This window comes from Streptomyces sp. NBC_00306, from assembly GCF_036169555.1.
GTDB lineage: Bacteria > Actinomycetota > Actinomycetes > Streptomycetales > Streptomycetaceae > Streptomyces > Streptomyces achmelvichensis.
This window is the reverse complement of sequence record NZ_CP108032.1, coordinates 3,541,807-3,561,976: the sequence shown is the minus strand read 5'-3', so window position 1 is coordinate 3,561,976 and position 20,170 is coordinate 3,541,807. Positions and strand designations below refer to the sequence as shown.

At 70.9% G+C, this 20,170-nt stretch carries 16 protein-coding genes; 10 read left to right on the top strand and 6 right to left on the bottom strand.

What is annotated here, in order from left to right; translation table 11 throughout:
- The first annotated feature begins 163 nt into the window (after positions 1–163).
- Positions 164–673, top strand: a complete 510-nt coding sequence (locus OHA05_RS15750) for a hypothetical protein (RefSeq protein WP_328860958.1) — start codon at positions 164–166, stop codon at positions 671–673.
- Between the two features lie 102 nt (positions 674–775).
- Here OHA05_RS15750 and OHA05_RS15745 read toward each other — a convergent pair whose 3' ends face one another.
- Genes OHA05_RS15745 through OHA05_RS15735 form a run of 3 tightly spaced genes read right to left on the bottom strand, consistent with a single transcriptional unit; the run spans position 776 to position 3,151 of the window.
- Positions 776–1,546, bottom strand: coding sequence for an enoyl-CoA hydratase/isomerase family protein (locus tag OHA05_RS15745; protein ID WP_328860957.1), 771 nt, complete (start codon positions 1,544–1,546; stop codon positions 776–778).
- Positions 1,543–1,986 (bottom strand): Zn-ribbon domain-containing OB-fold protein, encoded by a 444-nt coding sequence (locus OHA05_RS15740; RefSeq protein ID WP_328860956.1) that lies wholly within the window; start codon positions 1,984–1,986, stop codon positions 1,543–1,545. Before OHA05_RS15740 ends, OHA05_RS15745 begins: the two co-directional genes overlap by 4 nt.
- Before the next feature lies 1 nt (position 1,987).
- Positions 1,988–3,151, bottom strand: a complete 1,164-nt coding sequence (locus OHA05_RS15735) for a lipid-transfer protein (RefSeq protein WP_313945739.1) — start codon at positions 3,149–3,151, stop codon at positions 1,988–1,990.
- Positions 3,152–3,242: 91 nt separating this feature from the next.
- On the opposite strand from OHA05_RS15735, the gene OHA05_RS15730 reads away from it, so the two are divergent.
- Positions 3,243–4,799 (top strand): FadD3 family acyl-CoA ligase, encoded by a 1,557-nt coding sequence (locus OHA05_RS15730; RefSeq protein ID WP_328860955.1) that lies wholly within the window; start codon positions 3,243–3,245, stop codon positions 4,797–4,799.
- A gap of 170 nt (positions 4,800–4,969) precedes the next feature.
- Here OHA05_RS15730 and OHA05_RS15725 read toward each other — a convergent pair whose 3' ends face one another.
- The 3 genes from OHA05_RS15725 to OHA05_RS15715 all read right to left on the bottom strand — a co-directional run bounded on the left by OHA05_RS15725 (position 4,970) and on the right by OHA05_RS15715 (position 9,369).
- Entirely contained in the window at positions 4,970–5,191 is a 222-nt protein-coding gene (locus OHA05_RS15725; RefSeq protein ID WP_328860954.1) for a hypothetical protein, read from the bottom strand.
- A 218-nt stretch (positions 5,192–5,409) separates the two neighbouring features.
- Complete coding sequence (locus OHA05_RS15720; RefSeq protein WP_313945742.1) at positions 5,410–8,352, bottom strand: AfsR/SARP family transcriptional regulator; 2,943 nt, start codon at positions 8,350–8,352, stop codon at positions 5,410–5,412.
- A gap of 192 nt (positions 8,353–8,544) precedes the next feature.
- Complete coding sequence (locus OHA05_RS15715) at positions 8,545–9,369, bottom strand: polysaccharide deacetylase family protein (RefSeq protein ID WP_443043700.1); 825 nt, start codon at positions 9,367–9,369, stop codon at positions 8,545–8,547.
- A 239-nt stretch (positions 9,370–9,608) separates the two neighbouring features.
- On the opposite strand from OHA05_RS15715, the gene OHA05_RS15710 reads away from it, so the two are divergent.
- From OHA05_RS15710 to OHA05_RS15675, 8 genes are all read left to right on the top strand, one after another.
- On the top strand, positions 9,609–10,829 hold the full coding sequence (locus tag OHA05_RS15710) for an amidohydrolase family protein (RefSeq protein ID WP_313945744.1): 1,221 nt from the start codon (positions 9,609–9,611) through the stop codon (positions 10,827–10,829).
- Positions 10,830–10,969: 140 nt separating this feature from the next.
- A complete protein-coding gene (locus OHA05_RS15705) occupies positions 10,970–11,611 on the top strand; it encodes a pentapeptide repeat-containing protein (RefSeq protein WP_328860953.1) in 642 nt (213 codons plus the stop codon).
- 115 nt (positions 11,612–11,726) lie between these two features.
- Positions 11,727–12,680: an LLM class F420-dependent oxidoreductase gene (locus OHA05_RS15700; protein WP_328860952.1), complete on the top strand. Its 954-nt coding sequence runs from the start codon at positions 11,727–11,729 to the stop codon at positions 12,678–12,680.
- Positions 12,681–12,712: 32 nt separating this feature from the next.
- Entirely contained in the window at positions 12,713–13,474 is a 762-nt protein-coding gene (locus OHA05_RS15695; protein WP_328860951.1) for an SDR family NAD(P)-dependent oxidoreductase, read from the top strand.
- Between the two features lie 94 nt (positions 13,475–13,568).
- Entirely contained in the window at positions 13,569–14,693 is a 1,125-nt protein-coding gene (locus OHA05_RS15690; protein WP_313945748.1) for an LLM class flavin-dependent oxidoreductase, read from the top strand.
- Between the two features lie 443 nt (positions 14,694–15,136).
- Positions 15,137–16,876: an N-acyl-D-amino-acid deacylase family protein gene (locus OHA05_RS15685; RefSeq protein ID WP_313945749.1), complete on the top strand. Its 1,740-nt coding sequence runs from the start codon at positions 15,137–15,139 to the stop codon at positions 16,874–16,876.
- Positions 16,873–18,324 carry an aldehyde dehydrogenase family protein gene (locus tag OHA05_RS15680; RefSeq protein ID WP_313945750.1) on the top strand — a complete coding sequence of 484 codons (1,452 nt, stop codon included), beginning with the start codon at positions 16,873–16,875 and terminating at the stop codon, positions 18,322–18,324. The genes OHA05_RS15685 and OHA05_RS15680 overlap by 4 nt, the downstream gene beginning before the upstream one ends.
- 217 nt (positions 18,325–18,541) lie before the next feature.
- Positions 18,542–20,101, top strand: coding sequence for an APC family permease (locus OHA05_RS15675; RefSeq protein WP_313945751.1), 1,560 nt, complete (start codon positions 18,542–18,544; stop codon positions 20,099–20,101).
- Positions 20,102–20,170: the final 69 nt, after the last annotated feature.

Sequence of the window (20,170 nt, the reverse complement as noted above, 5' to 3'; positions counted from 1 at the left end):
GCACCCCGCGGGCGTAGCGTCAGGTCAGGACGGCCGCCGTATGACGCCCCTTCCGTGTTGCGTACGACGGCCGTCACGCATGTCGTGACGATTCCGACTGCTATGGTGACGTGCGCTCGTCAAAGCGAGCCGCAAGTACCGCGCTTTCAACGGGGGTTGAGAAGTGAAGATTCGTCATGTCCGAGCCGTCGCCGTGTTCGGCATCGTCCTGGTCGCGCTCACCGGAGCCCGGGGTTCCGGCGGTGGCAGCTGTGGTGGCAGCAGCAGCAGCGGAAGCAACAGCAGCAGCTCCGGCGGTAGCCACGACAACGACAGCGACACCACGACGTCCGGCGGTTCGACCGGTTCGGTGACGGGCGGCTCCAGCGCCAACAAGGCCCTGCGCGACGTGACCATCGACTCGTGCGGCCTGGACGCGAGCGGCAAGAAGCTCACCGCGAAGATCACCGTCAACAACAGTGACTCGCTCGCCTACGCCTACGACGTGAGCCTGGAGTTCAAGGGCGACCTCGGGGACACCGCCGTCACCAAGGCCACCGCACGGATCGACGACCTCCAGGTCGCGGCCGGTTCGTCGGCGAAGGGCGAGGCGACGACCGCCTACCCCGGCAGCGGGAACGGCTCCGAGTACAAGAAGTGCGAAGTGGTGAGCGCGAGCCGTACGGCGAGCTGACCCCACGCGAAAGCCCGCCGTACGGCGAGCTGACCCACGCGAAACGCCCCCGGACCGCCGAGCGAGGTCCGGGGGCTTCTGCGTCCTGGGCCCGGACAGGGCCTACCGCAGCCGGTGCGGTCCGCCCCGGGCGCGGAACAGCTCCGCCTGTTCCCCCGGCGCGAGATTCCCCAGGGACACCAGGTGCGGGGCGAGCGCCAGTGCCTGGGTCCGCGCCGCCTCCCGGGCGGCCCACACCGCACGGACCGTGCCCTGGACCGCGGCCGTCGGGTACGAGGCGACCACTTCCGCCGCCCGCAGCGCCGCTGCGACCGCCTCGCCCGGAGCGGTGAGCTCGGAGACCAGTCCCGTCTCGTAGGCCCGGACGGCCGAGACCCGCTCCGCCGTGCCCATCAGCGCCATCCGGGCCACCTCGCCGACCGGCATCCGCTGCGCCAGCAGGATCGTCTCGTAGGCGCTGACCATGCCGTACGTGGTGTGCGGGTCGAAGAAGGTCGCCTCCCGTGAGGCCACCACGAACTCGCTCTCGCCCAGCAGATAGAACGCGCCGCCGCACGCCATGCCCTCCACCGCGGCGACGACCGGTTTCCACAGGTCGTTCGCCTTGGGCCCGATCCTGATCAGCGGATCGTCGACCGAGTACGGCGACGACGGCTGCGGCACCTCGGCCGACCGGTCGATGCCGGTGCAGAACGCCCTGGTGCCCGCGCCCGTCACCACCGCCGCCCGCACCGAGTCGTCGTAGCGGAACTCCTGCCAGACATCGGCCAGTCGATCCGCCGTGGCCAGGTCGATCGCGTTGTGCTTCCCGGGCCGGTCCAGGGTGACGAGCGCGACGCCGGTGCTCTTGTCCGGCTCGATGCGGACGCTCATGACCGCTCCAGCAGCCAGCGTGGCATCCGTACGCCCGCACCCACCGCGGGAGCGAACGCGACGCGGACGCCCGCCCCGATCCGCAGCCGCCCCGGGTCCACGGAGTTCAGCGGTGCGTCCGGCGCGGAGACCACATTGCCGACCAGCCGGATGCGGGGGGCGTCCAGGAGCTCGACGACGACCGCGTTGTACGGGGCCTGTTCGGCGTAGGCGGGCAGCAGCGGCGGATGCGGGATCACATAGGACCAGATCCGGCCGCGCCCGCTCATCAGGCGCCACTCGCTGTCGAAGGACCGGCAGTGAGGGCAGCAGGGCCGCGGCGGGAAGCGCAGTTCGCCGCAGTCGGCGCAGGCCTGCACCCGGAGTTCGCCCCTCGCGGCGTACTCCCAGAACGGCGCGCCGTCGTCGTCGACGACGGGCGGCAGCAGGGCGTCGGGCATCTCAACTCCTCAGCAGTACGGCGGATGTGGGCACTCCCTCGCCCGCGGTGACCAGGCAGGTGGCGGCGTCAGGGACCTGGGCGGTGGAGATGCCGCGCAGTTGCTTCACGCCTTCGTTGATGAGGTTGAAGCCGTGGACGTACGCCTCGCTGAGTCCGCCGCCCCCGGTGTTCAGCGGCAGCCGGCCGCCGATCTCCAGGGCGCCGCCCTCGGTGAAGGCCCCGCCCTCGCCGCGTCCGCAGAAGCCGTAGCCCTCCAGGGAGAGCGGGACGAGCGGGGTGAACGCGTCGTAGATCTGGGCCACGTCGACGTCCTGCGGTCCGAAGTCCGCGGTCTTCCACAGCTGCCGGGCGGCCGTCCAGGCGGGGCCGGTGAGGGGGTCGTCGTTCCAGTAGTTGACCATGCCGTGGTGCTGTGCGGGCAGGCCCTGGGCCGCGGAGTGGATGTACACGGGGCGCCGGCGGCAGTCGCGGGCCCGCTCGGCGGAGACGATGACGCAGGCCAGCGCTCCGTCGGTCTCCAGGCAGTTGTCGAACAGGCAGAGCGGTTCGCTGATCCAGCGGGAGGTCATGTACATCTCGCGGGTCAGCGGGCGTTCGTACATGATCGCCGCCGGGTTCTGGTTGGCGCGGTTGCGGCAGGCCAGCGCGACGTTGAAGAGATGGTCGCGGGTGGCGCCGTACTCGTGCATGTAGCGCCGGGCCAGCAGGCCGATCTCGTCGGCGGGCCGCAGCAGTCCGAAGGGCCTGGTCCACTGGGCGGGCGTGGGGAGCTGCACGGCCGTGTTCTTCCACGGTCTCGGCCCCGATCCGCGTTTGCGGGAGCGCCAGGCGACGCCCACACTCGCCTGGCCGGTCGCGACGGCCGCGGCGAGATGGGCGAGCGTGGCGCAGGAACCGCCGCCGCCGTAACCGACCTTGGAGAAGAAGGTGACGTCGCCAGCGCCGATCGACTTGGCGACCTCGACCTCGTCCGTCTCCTCCATCGTGTACGAGGCGAAGGCGTCGACCTCCGAGGCGTCGATGCCGGCGTCGTCGAGCGCCGCGAGGATCGCCCGGCACGCCAAGGTCTTCTCGGACTCGGGCAGTTGCCGGGCGAAGGCCGTCTGGCCTATGCCGGCTATCGCCGTCGCGTCCTTGAGGGAGACAGTTCCGAGACCGGCCACGGGTACCTCCACCGTTCGTCCCCACTGCTGACAGCGCGTCAGGCTACAGCTAATCTGACGGCTAGTCAGCTACTGCGACGGGAGGCTTTCCATGCGCGGCGACCTGGAATGGGGCACCGTCCCGAAGCTGGTGCGGGACGCGGCCGAGAGGTACGCGGAGCGCGAGGCGGTCGTCGAGGGCCGTACCCGCGTCAGCTACGCCGAACTCGGCGAGCGCGTCGAACGGGCCGCCGCCGCGTGCATCGCCGCCGGCGTCGAGAAGGGCGACCGCGTCGCCGTCTGGGCACCCAACACCCTCGACTGGATCGTCTCCGCCCTGGGAGCGGTCACGGCCGGCGCGGTCCTCGTACCGCTCAACACCCGCTTCAAGGGCACCGAGGCGGCCTGGGTGCTGCGTCGCAGCCGCGCCCGGCTGCTCTTCGTGACCGGCACCTTCCTCGGTACCTCCTATGTCGCCTCCCTGCGCCGCGCGGAGGTCGAACTCCCGCAGCTGGAGCAGGTGGTCGTCCTCGCGGACAGCGCACCCCAGGACTACCGGACCTGGAAGGACTTCCTGGCGGGCGGTGACAGCGTCACGGCGGAACAGGTCCGCACCCGCGCCGACTCGGTGGAGCCGTCGGCGCCCTCGGACATCATCTTCACCTCCGGCACCACCGGCAGCCCCAAGGGCGCCGTGATCACCCACGCCCAGACCCTGCGCTGCTACGACGTGTGGAGCGAGCTCGCCGGACTGCGCGAAGGCGACCGCTATCTGATCGTGAACCCGTTCTTCCACACCTTCGGCTACAAGGCCGGCATCATCGCCTGCCTCACCCGCGGCGCGACGATGGTGCCGCAGCCGGTCTTCAACGTGAACACGGTCCTCGCCAACATCGCCTCCGAGCGCATCTCCGTCCTGCCCGGACCGCCCACCCTCCATCAGTCGCTGCTCGACCACCCCACCCGCGACCAGCACGATCTGTCCCCGCTGCGGCTCGTCGTCACCGGCGCGGCCGTCGTGCCCCTGCAACTGGTCGAACGGCTGCGCAACGAACTGCACATCGACACCGTCCTCACCGCGTACGGACTCTCCGAGGCGAGCGGCATCGTCACCATGTGCCGCCGCGGCGACGCGCCCGAGACGATCTCCTCCACCTCCGGGCGCGCGATACCCGGCACCGAGCTGAAGGTGCTGGCGGAACCGGGCCGGCCGGGCGAGGTGCTCGTGCGCGGACACCATGTGATGCAGGGCTACTTCGAGGACCCGGACGAGACGGCCAGGGTCATCGACGAGGAGGGCTGGCTGCACACGGGCGACGTCGGCGTCCTGGACGAGGAGGGCAACCTCCGTATCACCGACCGGATCAAGGACATGTTCATCGTCGGCGGCTTCAACGCCTATCCCGCGGAGATCGAGCAACTGCTCGGTCTGCACCCCGACATCGCGGACATCGCGGTCATCGGGGTCCCGGACGCGCGCCTCGGCGAGGTGGGCAAGGCGTATGCGGTGCGGCGCGCGGGCTCGACGGTGACGGCGGACGACCTGATCGCCTGGTCACGGCGGGAGATGGCGAACTACAAGGTGCCGCGGGAGGTGGAGTTCGTGGGAGAGCTGCCGCGGAACGCGAGCGGGAAGGTCCTCAAGCGGGAGCTGCGGGCCCGGCGCTGAGCAGGTCCTGACGGCGGGAGTCGCACAGCGCGCGCCGAGGACCACGGGCATGCCACGGCCGCGGCGGCTCCCCTCCGCGCCGCCGCGGCCGCACCCCGTCGATCAGGTCCTGGCGTACGTTTCGGGCCCCGGGCCCCCGGGCCCCCGGGCGTGGCCGGGGGCCCGCTTCCTCAGATCTTCGGCGGCACCGGACTGTGGTGGTCGCCCTGCGTCGTCAGCCCGGCGTCCTTGGGCGGAGCCGGGGTGTGGTGGTCGCCCATCGTCGTGATGGCGTCCTTGGGCGGCACCGGACTGTGGTGGTCGCCCTGCGTCGTCAGCCCGCCGTCCTTGGGCGGGGCCGGACTGTGGTGGTCGCCCATCGTGACGATCTCTTCCGCGTTCTTCTCAGTCATGTCTCTGTCCCCCATGGGATTGCGCGGCACGAACTACAGGTGGCCTTCCGCCCGGCAACTCCCCCGAGGGTCGCCGGACAGAAGGCCGAAGGACTCGCACTCGCCCCCCGGAGAGGTACGGGCCCAGGTGATCCGCCTGCCCCCCGACGCGACGGATCGACTGCTTGAATCATGTCGGACGGGCATAAACATTCGATGAACGTCCTGGCAGCGTGCTGTCACGCCGCACTGAGCGGGGAGAGCAGCCGCCGTACCTCCTCGGCCTCCGCCGCACCCGTCTGCTCGTGCAGCGTCAGTGCTTCGCGCCAGCAGGCCCGGGCCCGGTCCGCCTGGCCCAGCGCGGACAGCGCCCGCCCCAGCGTGATCAGGACGTTCGCCCGGGTGCGGTCGCCGCCGATGCAGCCGATCGCGAGTGCCTGCTCGGCGTGCTGCGCGGCCCGTGCCGGACGCCGGGCGGACAGATGGGCCTGGGCGATCCGGAAGTACGTCGTCCCCTCCCACAGCCGCTGCCGGTTCGCCTCGAACCGCTCCAGCGCCTCCAGGAGCTGCTCCAGCGCGTCCGCGTGCCGGCCGGCCTCGGTCAGCGCGATCCCCAGTGCGTAGCGGGCGTTGGCGAGGCGCAGCGTGTGGCCTATGCGGTCGTAGATCTCCACGCCCTGCTCCGCCAGGGAGATGGCCTGCGGGACCCGGCCCATGGAGAGCTGGATACGGGAGAGGTTGCACAGGGCGCTCGCCTCGCCCGGGCGGTTGCCGTCGGCGCGGGAGCCCTCCCGGGCCCGGTGCAGATGCTCCTCGGCCTCGGCGTACCGGCCCTGGTTGAAGGCGATGATGCCCCGGTCGTTGTCGGACCAGTAGACGGGGGCGGGGTCGTCCGCGGCCCGGGCGAGTGCGGCGGCCTGCTCGGACTCCTCGTCCGCGGCCTCGTAACGCCCCGCCACCAGATGCACGTTGGTCATCGACGTCCGGGCACGCGCCTCGGCCCGTACGTCCCCCGAAGCGCGGGCCGCGTCGCGCACGGCCTGGGCGGCGGCCTCGTAGAGCTTGGAGTTGGCGCCGGACTCCGCGAGGTTCTGCGCCGCCCACAGCAGATCGGCGGCCAGACGCAGCCGTACGCCTCCGGAGGCCTGACGCGCGCTCGCGAGCAGGCTGTTGGCCTCGGCGTACAGCCAGTCCTGGGCGTCGTGCCGGTCGGCGAAGTCGAGGCCGCCGTGGGTGGTGGGGCCGACGTGGTGGACGAGCCGGTCGCCGGGACGCTCGATCCCGAACACCCGGGCCGCCGTCGCCAGATAGAAGTCGAGCAGCTTCGTCAGCGCCGCCTCGGCGTCCGCCGGCTGTTCGTCCCGCTCGGAGCACGCACGCGCGTAGAGCCGGACGAGGTCGTGGTAGCGGTACCGTCCCGGAGCGGCGGACTCCAGCAGCGAGGTGTCCACCAGCGCTTCCAGCAGGTCCTCGGTCTCCTGGAGGGGCAGCGAGAGCACCGCGGCCGCCGCGGCGAGCGAGATGTCCGGGCCGTCGGCGAGCCCGAGCAGCCGGAACGCGCGGGCCTGGGCCGGCTCCAGCTGCCCGTAGCCCAGCTCGAAGGTGGCCTTCACGGCCAGGTCACCGGCCTGGAGTTCGTCGAGGCGGCGCCGTTCGTCGGCCAGCTTCGCCGCGAGGACGGACACCGTCCAGGTACGCCGGGCCGCCAGCCGCGAGGCCGCGATACGGATCGCGAGCGGCAGGAAGCCGCAGGCCGCGACCACGTCGAGGGCTGCCTTCCGCTCGGAGGTGACCCGCTCGTCGCCGACGATCCGGGTGAACAGCTGGAGTGCTTCCTCGGGCGACATCACATCGAGGTCGACGAGATGCGCGCCCGCGAGGTCGACCATCCGGACCCGGCTGGTGACCAGGGCCGCGCAGCCCGCGGTGCCGGGCAGCAGCGGACGGATCTGGGCGGCGTCGCGGGCGTTGTCCAGGAGGACGAGGATGCGGCGGCCGGCCAGGGTGGAGCGGTACAGCGCCGCGCGTTCGTCCAGCGAGTCCGGGATCGCCGGGTCCGGGGTGCCGAGGGCCCGCAGGAACGCGCCCAGGACGGCATCCGGTTCGGCCGCGCGACTGCCGGTGCCCTGGAGGTCGACGTAGAGCTGGCCGTCCGGGAAGTGCGGGCGGGACTCGTGGGCGACATGGACCGCGAGCGTCGTCTTTCCGACGCCGCCGATGCCCGCGAGCGCCGAGACCGCCATGACTGAGCCCTCGGCGGTGGCGAGCCGGTCGCCGAGCTCCCTGACGAAGGCGGCCCGCCCGGTGAAGTCGGGGACGGTGGCGGGCAGTTGTGCCGGAAGCGTCACCTGTGGTGCCGGTTCCTGCTCCTCGCTGGGCCGGGCCAGTTCGGCGTCGGCCTGGAGGATGCGCTGCTGGAGCTGGGAGAGTTCGGGCCGCGGATCGACGCCCAGCTCCTCGGCGAGCAGCCGGCGGGTGTCCGCGTACACGGCCAGCGCCTCGGCCTGCCGTCCGCTGCGGTACAACGCCAGCATCAGCAGCTCGCGCAGCCGCTCCCGCAGCGGGTGGGCCGCGGTGAGCGCCGTCAGCTCCGAGACCGCCTCGGCATGACTGCCCACCTCCAGGTCCAGGTCGAGCCGGGTCTCCAGCAGTTGGAGCCGCCATTCCTCCAGGCGGGCGCGCTGGTTCTCGGCGTACGGCCCCGGAACGTTGGCCAGCGGCTCGCCGTCCCACAGTCCGAGGGACTTGTTGATCAGCACCCGGGCCTGGCAGCGGTCGCCGGCGGCACGCGCCTTGTCCGCCTCGGCGGACAGTTCCTGGGCGATGGAGAGGTCGAGGGCCTCGGGCCTGATCCGTATGGCATAGCCGCCGGACTCGCTGACGAGCGCGTTGGCGCTGAGGATCTTGCGCAGCCGTGAGGCGTACGTGCGGACGGCTGCGAGCGCCTGTGAGGGCGGGTCCTCGCCCCACATGCCGTCGATGAGCTCGGCGGCGGTCGCGGTACGTCCGTCGCGCAGCAGGAGGGCGGCCAGCAGGGCGCGTTGCTGGGGTGATCCGGACGGCAGGGCCTCGCCGCCGCGCCAGGCCCGCACCGGTCCGAGCACACTGAAGCGCAGATCGACGACGCCGCTGGGCGCCGGTAGACGTTGCTCCGGTACGCGTGCCCCGCGGTCACGGTCCATAGCTGCCCCCTGCCCCCGAACTGCCGGATCGCCCTCGACAGTCTGCCTTGTGCATGGCGGCCGCGTCAGCAGCGGGGCGTCTACTCCTCGCCCCTCCCCATGCCCGGCTTCACGCTAACCTCTCCCGGCGATCTTCCTCACTGCCTTCTCACTGCCTCCCCGAGGTCTCTCCCGCGCCTCTCCAGATCCTCTTCACGGCCGGTACACCTCGCCCGGCTCGGCCTTTGCCGGTGCAAGGAGCTCGGGCACGGTGACGAAGGTGTAGCCGCGCTTCTTCAGTTCGTCGATGATCCCGGGGACCGCGGGCACCGTTCCGTCGTAGATGTCGTGCAGCAGGATGATGCCGTCGCGTCCGGCCTGGTGGAGTATCCGGCTCTTGATCAGCTCGGAGTCGGTCGTCGAGTAGTCCTTGGCGGTGGCGCTCCACAGGATCTGGGCGAGCCCGAGCTCCTTGCTGACCTCGGTGACGTCGTCGTTCGTCCGTCCCTGGGGCGGGCGCATCAGAGTGGGCTTCTTGCCCGTGATCTTTGCTATGGCGTCCTGCGTACGCGAGAGCTCCTCGCGTATCTCGTCCCGGCCGAGCTGGTCGAGCCGGCGGTGCGACCAGGTGTGGTTGGCCACCTCGTGCCCCTCGTCGGACAGCCGGCGCACCAGGTCGGGATGGGGGACGACGTGGTTCTTGCCGAGGAGGAAGAACGTCGCGTGAACGTTCTTCTTCCGCAGGATGTCGAGCAGTTGGGCCGTGTACTTGCCGGGTCCCGCGTCGAAGGTCAGGGCGATGCACTTCGCGGTGGCGCAGTCCGTGCGGGCGGGTGCTCCGCGCCCCTTGCCCGCCCCTCCGGCCGGTGCTCCGGCTGTCTGTCCGGCGGCGTCGGGCTCGGCGTCGGAGGCCGCACGGGCCCGGGCGTCGGCGGGTGACTGCGCATCGACGGTGCACCCTCCGAGGCTCAGCGCGAGGGCTGCGACGACCGCTGCGGCGACAGCGGTGAACTTGGACTTCTTCATGTTCTCGGGCATGGCGGAACAACCCCATCGACGGGAGGCGGGCACACGGGACGAGCGCTTCGCCGCAGGTCGGCGGCGAGCGCCATCGCACTATACATACGGTGTATACGTCGCGTGTTTAGTGGCCTCTGCGGGGTCCCGCGGTGTCGAGGAAGGGCTGGGGAGGGGGTGTGGGGCGCGGTGTGCCGCCGGGCGGTTCCGCGGTGCACGGATAGCTGACGAACCGTCAGATCGGCGCTACGGTAAGACGCATGGAGACCTTCCCGAAGATCATCTCGGTGGACGACCACACGGTGGAGCCCCCCAACGTCTGGCGGGACCGGCTCCCGTCGAAGTACCAGGACATCGGCCCCCGCGTCGTCCGGGCGCCCCTGAAGGAAATGACCTTCATGGGGGGCAAGTTCGCCCCGGTCATGGGCGCGAAGGGTGACGACGGCCCCATCGGCGACTGGTGGGTCTACGAGGACCTGCACCGCCCGCTGACCCGCCTCGACACCGCCGTCGGCTACGACCGCGACGAGATCAAGCTGGAGGTCATCACCTTCGAGCAGATGCGCCCGGGGTCCTTCAGCGTCCCGGAACGGCTCGCGGACATGGACGTCAACCACGTCCAGTCGGCGCTCTGCTTCCCGACCTTCCCCCGCTTCTGCGGGCAGACCTTCACCGAGGCGAAGGACCGCGAACTGGGCCTGCTCGGAGTGCGGGCCTACAACGACTGGATGGTGGAGGAGTGGTGCGGCCCCGAGGCGCGGGGCCGGCTCATCCCGCTCACCCTCATCCCGCTCTGGGACGCGGAACTCGCGGCCGAGGAGGTCCGCCGCAACGCCGCCCGCGGGGTGCGCGCGGTCGCCTTCTCCGAGATACCCCCCTACCTCGGTCTGCCGTCCGTCCACTCGGACGACTGGGACCCGCTGCTGCGGGCGTGCGACGAGACGGGGACGGTGATCGCCATGCACATCGGCTCGTCCTCGAAGATGCCCTCGACCTCGGCGGACGCCCCGCCGGCCGTCGGCTCGACGATCACCTTCGCCAACTGCTGCTTCTCGATGGTCGACTGGCTGATGAGCGGCAAGTTCGAGCGCTTCCCGAACCTCAGGATCATGTACGCGGAGGGCCAGATCGGCTGGATGCCGTACATCCTGGAGCGCGCGGACGTGGTCTGGGAGGAGAACCGCGGCTGGGGCGGCGTCGCCGACAAGGTGCTGCGACCGCCGTCGGAGCTGTTCGCCGAGCATGTCTACGGCTGCTTCTTCGACGACGCCTTCGGCCTGAAGAACCTGGACGCGATCGGTGTCGGCAACGTCCTCTACGAGACGGACTACCCGCACTCGGACTCGACCTGGCCGAAGTCCCGTGAGGTCGGCGAGTCCCAGATGGGACATCTGCCGCCGGACGTGGTGGACCGCATCGTGCGGGGCAACGCGATCGAGCTGCTGGGACTGACGGCGGAAGGCCTGTGGGCGGGGCCGTGACCCCGCGGGAGCCGCGATGCCGTGGCGGGGTCCCGTCGCCGGGACCCACGGGCGCGGCGACCGCCGGCCGGGGCCCGCGCCGGCCGGTCCGCCGCGCCGCGAGCGGGCCGCTGTCGGTGGCGGGGTGTTCAATCGGAGGCATGTCCCCCAGGCGTGAACGCGACCCGATCCACCCCTCTTCCGGCCGTCCTCCGGTCCCGGACGGGAAAGCCGTCGTCCGGGACGAGGACTGGTACGGAAGAGATCTGTCCGGCGAGCGCCGCACCGGCCACACGTTCTACGACACCGACTGGACCGAGGTGGAGAACGACGGCGGGATCTTCGACGAGTGCACCTTCTCCGGGGTGAAGTTCAACGCCTCGCGGCACACCAACGCGGCCTTCACCAACTGCACCTTCAAGCGGTGCTCCTTCTTCGACACCCGCTTCGAGCAGTGCAAGGCCGTCGGCAGCGTCTTCCAGCAGTGCACGTTCAACATCCTCCAGGTCCGCGGCGGGGATTGGTCCTTCGTCGCGCTGCCCGGCGCCGATCTGCGCAGCGCCCTCTTCGAGGGTGTCCGGATGCGGGAGGCCGACCTCACGGGGGCCCGACTGGAGGGCGCGACCGTGACCGGTGTCGATCTCTCGGGCTCCCTGCTGCACGGCGCGAAGCTGTCCGGTGCCGATCTGCGCGGCAGTGACCTGTCCGCGCTGGACCCCCTCACCGTGGAGCTCGCCGGGGCGAAGATCGACCTGGAGCAGGCCGCGGTCGTCGCCGCCGCGCTGGGGTTCGATGTGACCTGACCCGCTCCCTCCCCTTGTCTGACGCGCCATCAGATATCACGATGGTCCGGTACTCGTAATTGACGGAGCGTCAGTTCTACCGGGTCGCGTCGGCGTCCGAGGCGGAGGAAGCGGCATGGCGCATGTGCAGGTACTGCCCGAAGGGCGGCTGTCGTACGGGATGCAGCTCCCGGTCCAGTCGCAGAGCACCATCTACGCCGAGTCCTGGGAGGCCGTGGCGGGCGCGGAGGATCTCGCCGAGATAGCGAGGACCGCGGACAGGACCGGCTTCGCGTACATCGCGAGCTGCGACCATGTCGCGATCCCGCGCCGGCTCGCCGACGCCATGTCCACCGTCTGGTACGACCCGGTGGCCACGCTCGCCTTCCTCGCCGGCATCACCGAACGGGTCCTGCTGCTCAGCCATGTCGCCGTGGTCGGACTGCGGCACCCGCTGGTCAGCGCCAAGCAGTACGCGACCCTGGACCATCTCTCCGGCGGGCGGCTCGTCCTCGGGGTCGGGGCCGGGCATGTGCAGGAGGAGTTCGATGCGCTCGGTGCCGACTTCGCCGGGCGCGGGCCGCTCCTCGACGAGACGATCGACGCGCTGCGGGCCGCGCTCGGGCCGGAGGAGTACCCCGAGTTCACGGGGGAGCGCTTCTCCTTCTCCGGGCTCGGCCAGCGGCCCCGTCCCGTCCAGTCGCGGATCCCCGTCTGGGTGGGCGGTTCCTCGCCGGCGGCCGTGCGCCGGGCGGCCCTGCGCGGCGACGGCTGGTTGCCGCAGGGCGATCCGCGCGGAAAGCTCCCCGGTCAGATAGCCCGGCTGCGGCAGCTGCGGGAGGAGGCCGGGATCGGCGACCCCATCGAGATCGGCGCCATCACCGAGCCCCTGTACGTGGGGGAGCCGGACTGGGCGACCGGTCGGCGGACCCTGACCGGCAAGCCCGACGCCATCGCCGAGTCGCTGCGCGCGTACGCGGCCATGGGGGTGCGGCAGATCCAGGTGCGCTTCCGCAGCCGCAGCCGCGGCGAACTGACCGACCAGATGGCGGCGTTCGCCGCCGACGTCGCCCCGCACCTCAACAGCTGAGACCGCTTGTGACGGCTCGAGGGAGTAAACCCATGGGAAAGCTCGACGGACGCGTCGTCCTCATCACGGGCGCGGCGCGCGGACAGGGTGAGCAGGAGGCGCGGCTGTTCGCGGCCGAGGGCGCCAAGGTGGTCCTCGCCGACGTGCTCGACGACCAGGGCGAGGCGCTCGCCAAGGAACTGAGCGAGGACACGGCCGCGTACGTGCATCTCGATGTCAGCCAGGAGAGCGGCTGGACCGCGGCGGTCGCCGCGGCCAAGGGCGCGTTCGGCAGGATCGACGGGCTGGTCAACAACGCGGGAATCCTGCGCTTCAACGAGCTGGTGAGCACGCCCCTGGAGGAGTTCCAGCAGGTCCTCCAGGTCAATCAGGTGGGTGTGTTCCTGGGAATCAAGACGGTCGCGCCCGAGATCGAGGCCGCGGGCGGCGGCACGATCGTCAACACCGCCTCGTACGCGGGCCTGACCGGGATGACGTACATCGGCGCGTACGCGGCGAGCAAGCACGCGATCGTCGGCCTCACCCGGGTCGCCGCCCTGGAACTCGCGGCGAAGAGGATCCGGGTCAATGCCGTGTGCCCGGGGGCGGTGGACACCCCGATGAGCAATCCGGAGGGCACGGACCCGGGGGCGCTGGACCAGCTCTACCGGAAGCTGGTGCCGCTGGGGCGGGTGGGGCGGCCGGACGAGGTGGCGCGCCTCGCCCTGTTCCTGTCCTGCGAGGACTCCTCGTACATCACCGGGCAGCCGTTCGTGATCGACGGCGGCTGGCTGGCCGGAGTCAGCGTTCTCTGAGGCTCCGTCAGCTATTGACGCTTGGAGCACGCGGTGGAACAGTCGACGCATTCGATCTGACGGTCCGTCAGAAACATAGGGACGGTGAACCCCCTTGGAATTCGGGCTCTTTGTACAGGGATATGTCGGCAAGCGCGCCGAGACCGACCCGCTCGCCGAGCACAAGGCGCTGATGGAGGAGACCGAGTACGTCATCCAGGCGGACCGGAGCGGGTTCAAGTACGCCTGGGCCTCCGAGCACCACTTCCTGGAGGAGTACTCGCACCTCTCCGCCAACGACGTCTACCTCGGCTACCTCGCGCACGCGACGGACCGCATCCATCTGGGCTCGGGCATCTTCAACCCGCTGGCACCCGTCAACCACCCCGTGAAGGTGGCCGAGAAGGTCGCCATGCTCGACCATCTCTCCGAGGGCCGCTTCGAGTTCGGCACCGGCCGCGGCGCGGGCAGCCACGAGATCCTCGGGTTCATGCCGGGCATCACCGACATGAACCACACCAAGGAGATCTGGGAAGAGACCATCGCGGAGTTCCCCAAGATGTGGCTCCAGGACGAGTACGTCGGCTTCCAGGGCAAGCACTGGTCCCTGCCTCCGCGGAAGATACTGCCGAAGCCGTACGGAACGTCCCACCCGGCCATGTGGTACGCCGCCGGCTCCCCGTCCTCGTACGCGATGGCCGGCAAGAAGGGGCTCGGCGTCCTCGGCTTCAGCGTGCAGAAGGTCTCCGACATGGAGTGGGTCGTCGAGTCGTACAAGACGGCTGTCAAGGAGGCCGTCGCGATCGGCGACTTCGTCAACGACAACGTCATGGTGACGTCCACCGCCATCTGTGCCGAGACGCACGAGAAGGCGGTCGAGATCGCCGTCGGCGGCGGGCTCAACTACCTCCAGTCGCTGCTGTTCCGCTACCACGACACCTTCCCCCGTCCCGAGGGCATCCCGGAATGGCCCGAGCTGCTGCCGGAGTACAGCGCGGAGATCATCGAGCTGCTCATCGCCGAGGAACTCATGATCTGCGGCGACCCGGGCGAGGTGCTCCAGCAGTGCAAGCGCTGGGAGCAGGCCGGGGCGGACCAGCTGTCGTTCGGACTGCCCATCGGGATCTCCTACGAGGACACGATGAACACCATCAAGCTGATCGGTGAGCATGTGATCCCGCAGATCGACACGGATCCGGTGCACCGGACCACGCGCTTCCGCGGGAACGCGGGAGCATGACCGGTTTCGGCGCGGGCACGTCGCCCGCGCCGGAGGGGGCAGCGGCTTCCCGGCCCGCAGCCTCGGATCAGGGCCCGGCCCGGGTGGTGCGGCAGCGGCCTGCCGCACCGGCCGGGCCGAGGCCCGCGCCCCGGCGGTCCCGCCCTGGGGCGCCGGGCTCCTGAGGGCCCGGTCCACGGGCGCCCCGGTGCCTGAGCCCCCTGATGCCGGTGCCACGACCGGCCGGCCTCCGAGCGCATGGCCCTCCGAGCGGATGGCCCTCCGGGCACCGGCGCTCTCATCGACCTCCCCGCCCGTACGCACGGTGCCTCCGCCGGCCCGCACCACGGTGACGACCCGACCCGCACCACGGTGACGACCCGACCCGCACCACGGTGATGCCCCGGCTCACCAAGCCGCCCCCGGCTCACCAAGCCGCCCCCGGCTCACAGAGAGGAACTCCCATGCTCGACCACCTCATCCGATCGGCGACCGTCGTGGACGGGACCGGCGCTCCCGCGTTCGTCGCCGACGTCGGCGTACGGGACGGCCGCATCGCCGTCATCGCCGCGCCCGGCACCGTCGAGGAGGAGGCCAGGACGAGTGAGGACGCCACCGGCCTGATCCTCACCCCCGGGTTCGTCGACCCGCACACGCACTACGACGCCCAGCTGTTCTGGGACCCGTACGCCACCCCCTCCATGAACCACGGCGTCACCACCGTCGCCGGCGGCAACTGCGGATTCACCCTCGCGCCGCTGAACCCCGAACGCCCCGAGGACGCCGACTACACCCGCCGGATGATGTCCAAGGTGGAAGGCATGTCGCTGGTCGCCCTGGAGGAGGGCGCGCCCTGGAACTGGCACACCTTCGGCGAGTACCTGGACGCGCTGGAGGGCAGGACGGCCGTCAACGCCGGTTTCATGGTGGGCCACTGTGCCCTGCGCCGCCATGTGATGGGCCCCGACGCCGTCGGCGGCACGCCCACCCCCGAGCAGCTGGAGCAGATGCTCGCCCTCTTCCACGAGGCGATGGACGCCGGTGCCTGGGGCCTGTCCACCACCCAGTCCTCCACGCACTCGGACGGCGACGGCAAACCGGTCGCCTCCCGGCACGCCGGGCCCGCCGAACTCCTCGCGCTCTCCCGCGCGGTCGCCGACCACGAGGGCACCCAGCTGGAGGCGATCGTCGCCGGCTGCCTGGACCAGTTCAGCGACGAGGAGATCGACCTCTTCGTGCAGATGTCCGCCGCCGCCGGACGCCCGCTGAACTGGAACGTGCTCACCATCGACGCGTCCGTGCCCGAACGCGTACCGCGCCAGCTGACGGCGAGCGAGCGCGCCCGCCGGGAAGGCGGCCGCATCGTCGCGCTGACCATGCCGATCCTCACCCCCATGAACATGTCGCTCGGCACGTTCTGCGCGCTGAACCTCATCCCCGGCTGGGGCGAGATCCTGGCCCTCCCGGTCCCGGAGCGGATCGAGAAGCTCCGCGACCCCGCCGTGCGCGAGGAGATGCTGCGCCGCGCCGACTCCAAGGAAGCCGGTGTCTTCCGCCGGCTCGCCAACTTCGGCCGCTACGTCATCGGCGACACCTATGCCAAGGAGAACGACGGCCTCAGCGGCCGCGTGGTCAACGACATCGCCGCCGAACGCGGCCAGGACCCCTTCACCTGCCTGGTCGAGATCTGCGCCAACGACGAACTGCGCACGGTCCTGTGGCCGATGCCCACCGACAACGACCCCGCGTCCTGGGAGCTGCGCCGGCAGACCTGGGCGCACGAGGACGTCATGCTCGGCGGCTCCGACGCGGGCGCCCATCTGGACCGGATGTGCGGCGCGCCCTACACCACCCGCTTCCTCGGCGACTGTCTGCGCGGCCGCAAGCTGCTGCCGCTGGAGGAGGCCGTGAAGATGCTGACCGACGACCCGGCGCAGCTCTTCGGCCTGCGTGAGCGGGGCCGCATCCACGAGGGCTGGCACGCGGACCTGGTGCTGTTCGACCCGGACCGTATCGAGGCCGGCCCGGCGACCCTGGTGCACGACCTGCCCGGCGACAGCCCGCGCCTGGACGCCCAGGCGATCGGCATCGTCTCGGTGCGGGTGAACGGCGTCGAGACCATCCGGGACGACCGGGTCACCGGCGCGGTCCCGGGCACGATCCTGCGTTCGGGCCGCGACACGAGGACCGTGAGCACCCGGTGAACCAGCGGCTGTTCATCGGCGGCGAGTGGGTCGAGCCCGACGACGGGTACTACGAGGTCGTCGACCCGGCGACCGAGGAGACCGTCGGCCTCGCTCCCGAGGCGAGCCGTGAGCAGGTGTACGCGGCGGCCGCCGCGGCCCGCGAGGCCTTCGCCGGCTGGTCGCGCACAAAGCCCGAGGAGCGCGCCCGGATCCTGGACGCGGCCGCCGACGTCATCCAGCGCGAGGCGGAGCCGTACGCCGAACTCGCCCGCGCGGAGAGCGGGGCGACCACCGCCACCGCGCGCGGGATGCAGGTCGCGGTCGGTGCGGCGCGCTTCCGTCGCTATGCGCGGGGCGCCCTGGAACCCGTCGAGCAGGCGCTGCCCCCGCAGATCAACGCGGCGGGCCCGATGGGGCGGGCCGGAGTGTTCGGCGCGCTCGCGGTGCGCCGTCCGGTCGGCGTCGTCACCTGCATCACCTCGTACAACAACCCCTGGGCCAACCCGGCGGGCAAGGTCGCACCCGCGCTCGCCATGGGCAACACGGTCGTCGTGAAGCCCGCCCCGCAGGACCCGCTGTCCGTGTACCGGATGGCCGAGGCGCTGGCGGAGGCGGGCGTACCGCCGGGCGTGGTGAACGTGGTGACCGGGTCCGCGCCCGCCGCCGGCGAGGCCGCGGTCGACTCCGGGGACATCGACATGGTCAGCTTCACCGGTTCGACGGAGGTCGGTCAGCGCATCGCCGAGGTCTGCGGCCGCGGAATGAAGCGCCAGCTGATGGAACTCGGCGGCAAGGGCGCGGCCCTCGTCTTCGACGACGCCGACCTCGACTCGGCCGTTCAGGGCATCGGGACGACGTTCTCCTTCTACAGCGGGCAGATCTGCACGGCCCCGACCCGGGTGATCGCGCAGCGCGGGATCCATGACCGGCTGGTGGAGAAGCTGGCGGCCTACGCCGGGCACCTCAAGACCGGCGATCCGGCCGAGCGGGGAACGGTGGTCGGCCCGGTGATCTCTGCCGCGCACCGCGACCGGGTGGAGTCCTACATCGAACTGGGCCGCAAGGAAGGCGCCCGGCTCGTCGCGGGCGGCGAGCGTCCGGAGTTCGAGAAGGGCTTCTACGTCGCCCCCACGCTCTTCGCGGACTGCACGGCCGGGATGCGCGTCGTGCGGGAGGAGATCTTCGGCCCGGTGGTGGTGGTCGTCCCCTTCGACACGGAGGAGGAGGGCATCGCGCTCGCCAACGACAGCGACTACGGCCTGATCGACTACGTGTGGTCGGGCGACGTCGCGCGGGCCTTCCGGATCGCGGGCGAGCTGCGGGCGGGCGGGGTGGGTGTGAACACCATCGGCCGGAACATGGAGGCGCCGTTCGGCGGATTCAAGCGCAGCGGGGTCGGCCGGGACGTGGGGTCCTACGCACTGCAGGCGTACAGCGAGGTGCAGGCGGTCGTCTGGCCGGGCTGAAAACAGCGCGGGAAAATTTGGAAACCGGTCAAAACGGACACTGCTGCGGTTCCCGCATTCCGGAAGGATGCCCTCACGGCCTGCGGTAGACCGGGCGATGATGTGCCGTGCCCTTTAATGCAGTGCCCATTTCCCGCGCTGGGCCATGGAATGAAAGGAGCGGTGTCCGGATCTCACACCTCCGGATATGGAAACCGCAGCCCTTAACGTCCTGTTCATGACTCAGCTGGATGCGCGGCCCCAGGCCGGAGACACGGTACGGGGCGCCTCCGACGGGGGCGTACGCACCAAGGGACTCGGCGGCAACTCCGTCGGACTGATGGGCAGCGCCGTCATCGGCGTCTCGACCGTCGCCCCCGTCTACTGTCTGACCTCCACCCTCGGCTCCACGGCCGGCGAGGTCGGGCTGCAGATGCCCGCGGTGTTCCTGGCGGGCTTCCTGCCGATGCTGCTGGTCGCCTTCGCCTACCGCGAGCTGAACCGGGTGATGCCCGACTGCGGCACGTCCTTCACCTGGACCGTGAAGGCCTTCGGGCCGCGCCTCGGCTGGATGTGCGGCTGGGGCCTGGTGATCGCGACGATCATCGTGCTCTCGAACCTGGCGGGCGTGGCCACCTCGTACTTCTGGCTCCTCGCGGGCGAGATCACCGGCAGCGGGTCGGTGGCGGCGCTCGACGACAGCAAGCCCGTGCACATCCTCACCTGCCTCGTCCTCATCGCGATCGCCACGGCGATCAGCTACCGGGGCATGACCGCGACCAAGGGCGTGCAGTACGCGCTCGTGGGCCTGCAACTGCTCGTGCTGGCCGTCTTCGTCGCGATGGCCTTCCAGAAGGCGGGCAGCGGCGAGTTCTCGACCGGTCTCGACTTCTCCTTCTCCTGGCTGAACCCCTTCGCCGTGCAGTCCTTCGCAGCCTTCACCGCCGGACTGTCCCTCTCGATCTTCATGTACTGGGGCTGGGACGCCTGCCTGACCGCCAACGAGGAGACGACCGGCAGCGACAGGACCCCCGGCCGCGCCGCCCTCATCGCGATGGTCGTCCTGGTCGGCTCCTACCTCGCCACTGGCGTCGCCGCCCAGATGGCCGTCGGCTCCGGTGAAAAGGGCCTCGGACTCGCCAACCCCGAGACCTCCGACAACGTCTTCGCGGCGCTCGCCGGCCCGGTGATGGGCCCCGGCCTCGGCATCCTGCTCTTCCTCGCGGTCCTCGCGTCGGCGGCGGCCAGCCTCCAGACGACGTTCATCCCCGTCGCCCGCACGGTGCTCGCGATGTCGGCGTACGAGGCCCTGCCGCCGTCGTACGCCCGCGTCCACCCGCGCTTCAAGACCCCGGGCCGCGCGACCGTGGTGGCCGGTGTCGCCACCGGCGTCTTCTACACGGTGATGACCCTGGTCAGTGAGCACGTCCTGGTCGACACCATCTACGCCCTCGGCCTCATGATCTGCTTCTACTACGCCCTCACGGCCTTCGCCTGCGCCTGGTACTTCCGTCGCGAACTCCTGAACTCCGGACGCGACTTCGTCTTCAAGGGCCTCTTCCCGCTGCTGGGCGGTGTCCTGCTGGCCGCGGTGTTCGGCAAGACGCTGTACGACATGTGGGACCCGGCGTACGGCAGCGGCTCGGCGGTCTTCGGTGTCGGCTCGGTCTTCGTGATCGGCGTCGGGCTGCTGCTGCTCGGCGTGGTGCTGATGCTGGTGATGCAGCGCCGCAGCCCGGCGTTCTTCCGCGGCGAGGTACTGACGAAGGACACGCCGTCGCTGGTGACGGCGGACTGACCGGACGGGCTGCCGGGGTCCCGGGGGGTCCCCGGCAGCCCGTCCGCGTACTGCGAGGTCCCGGCAGCC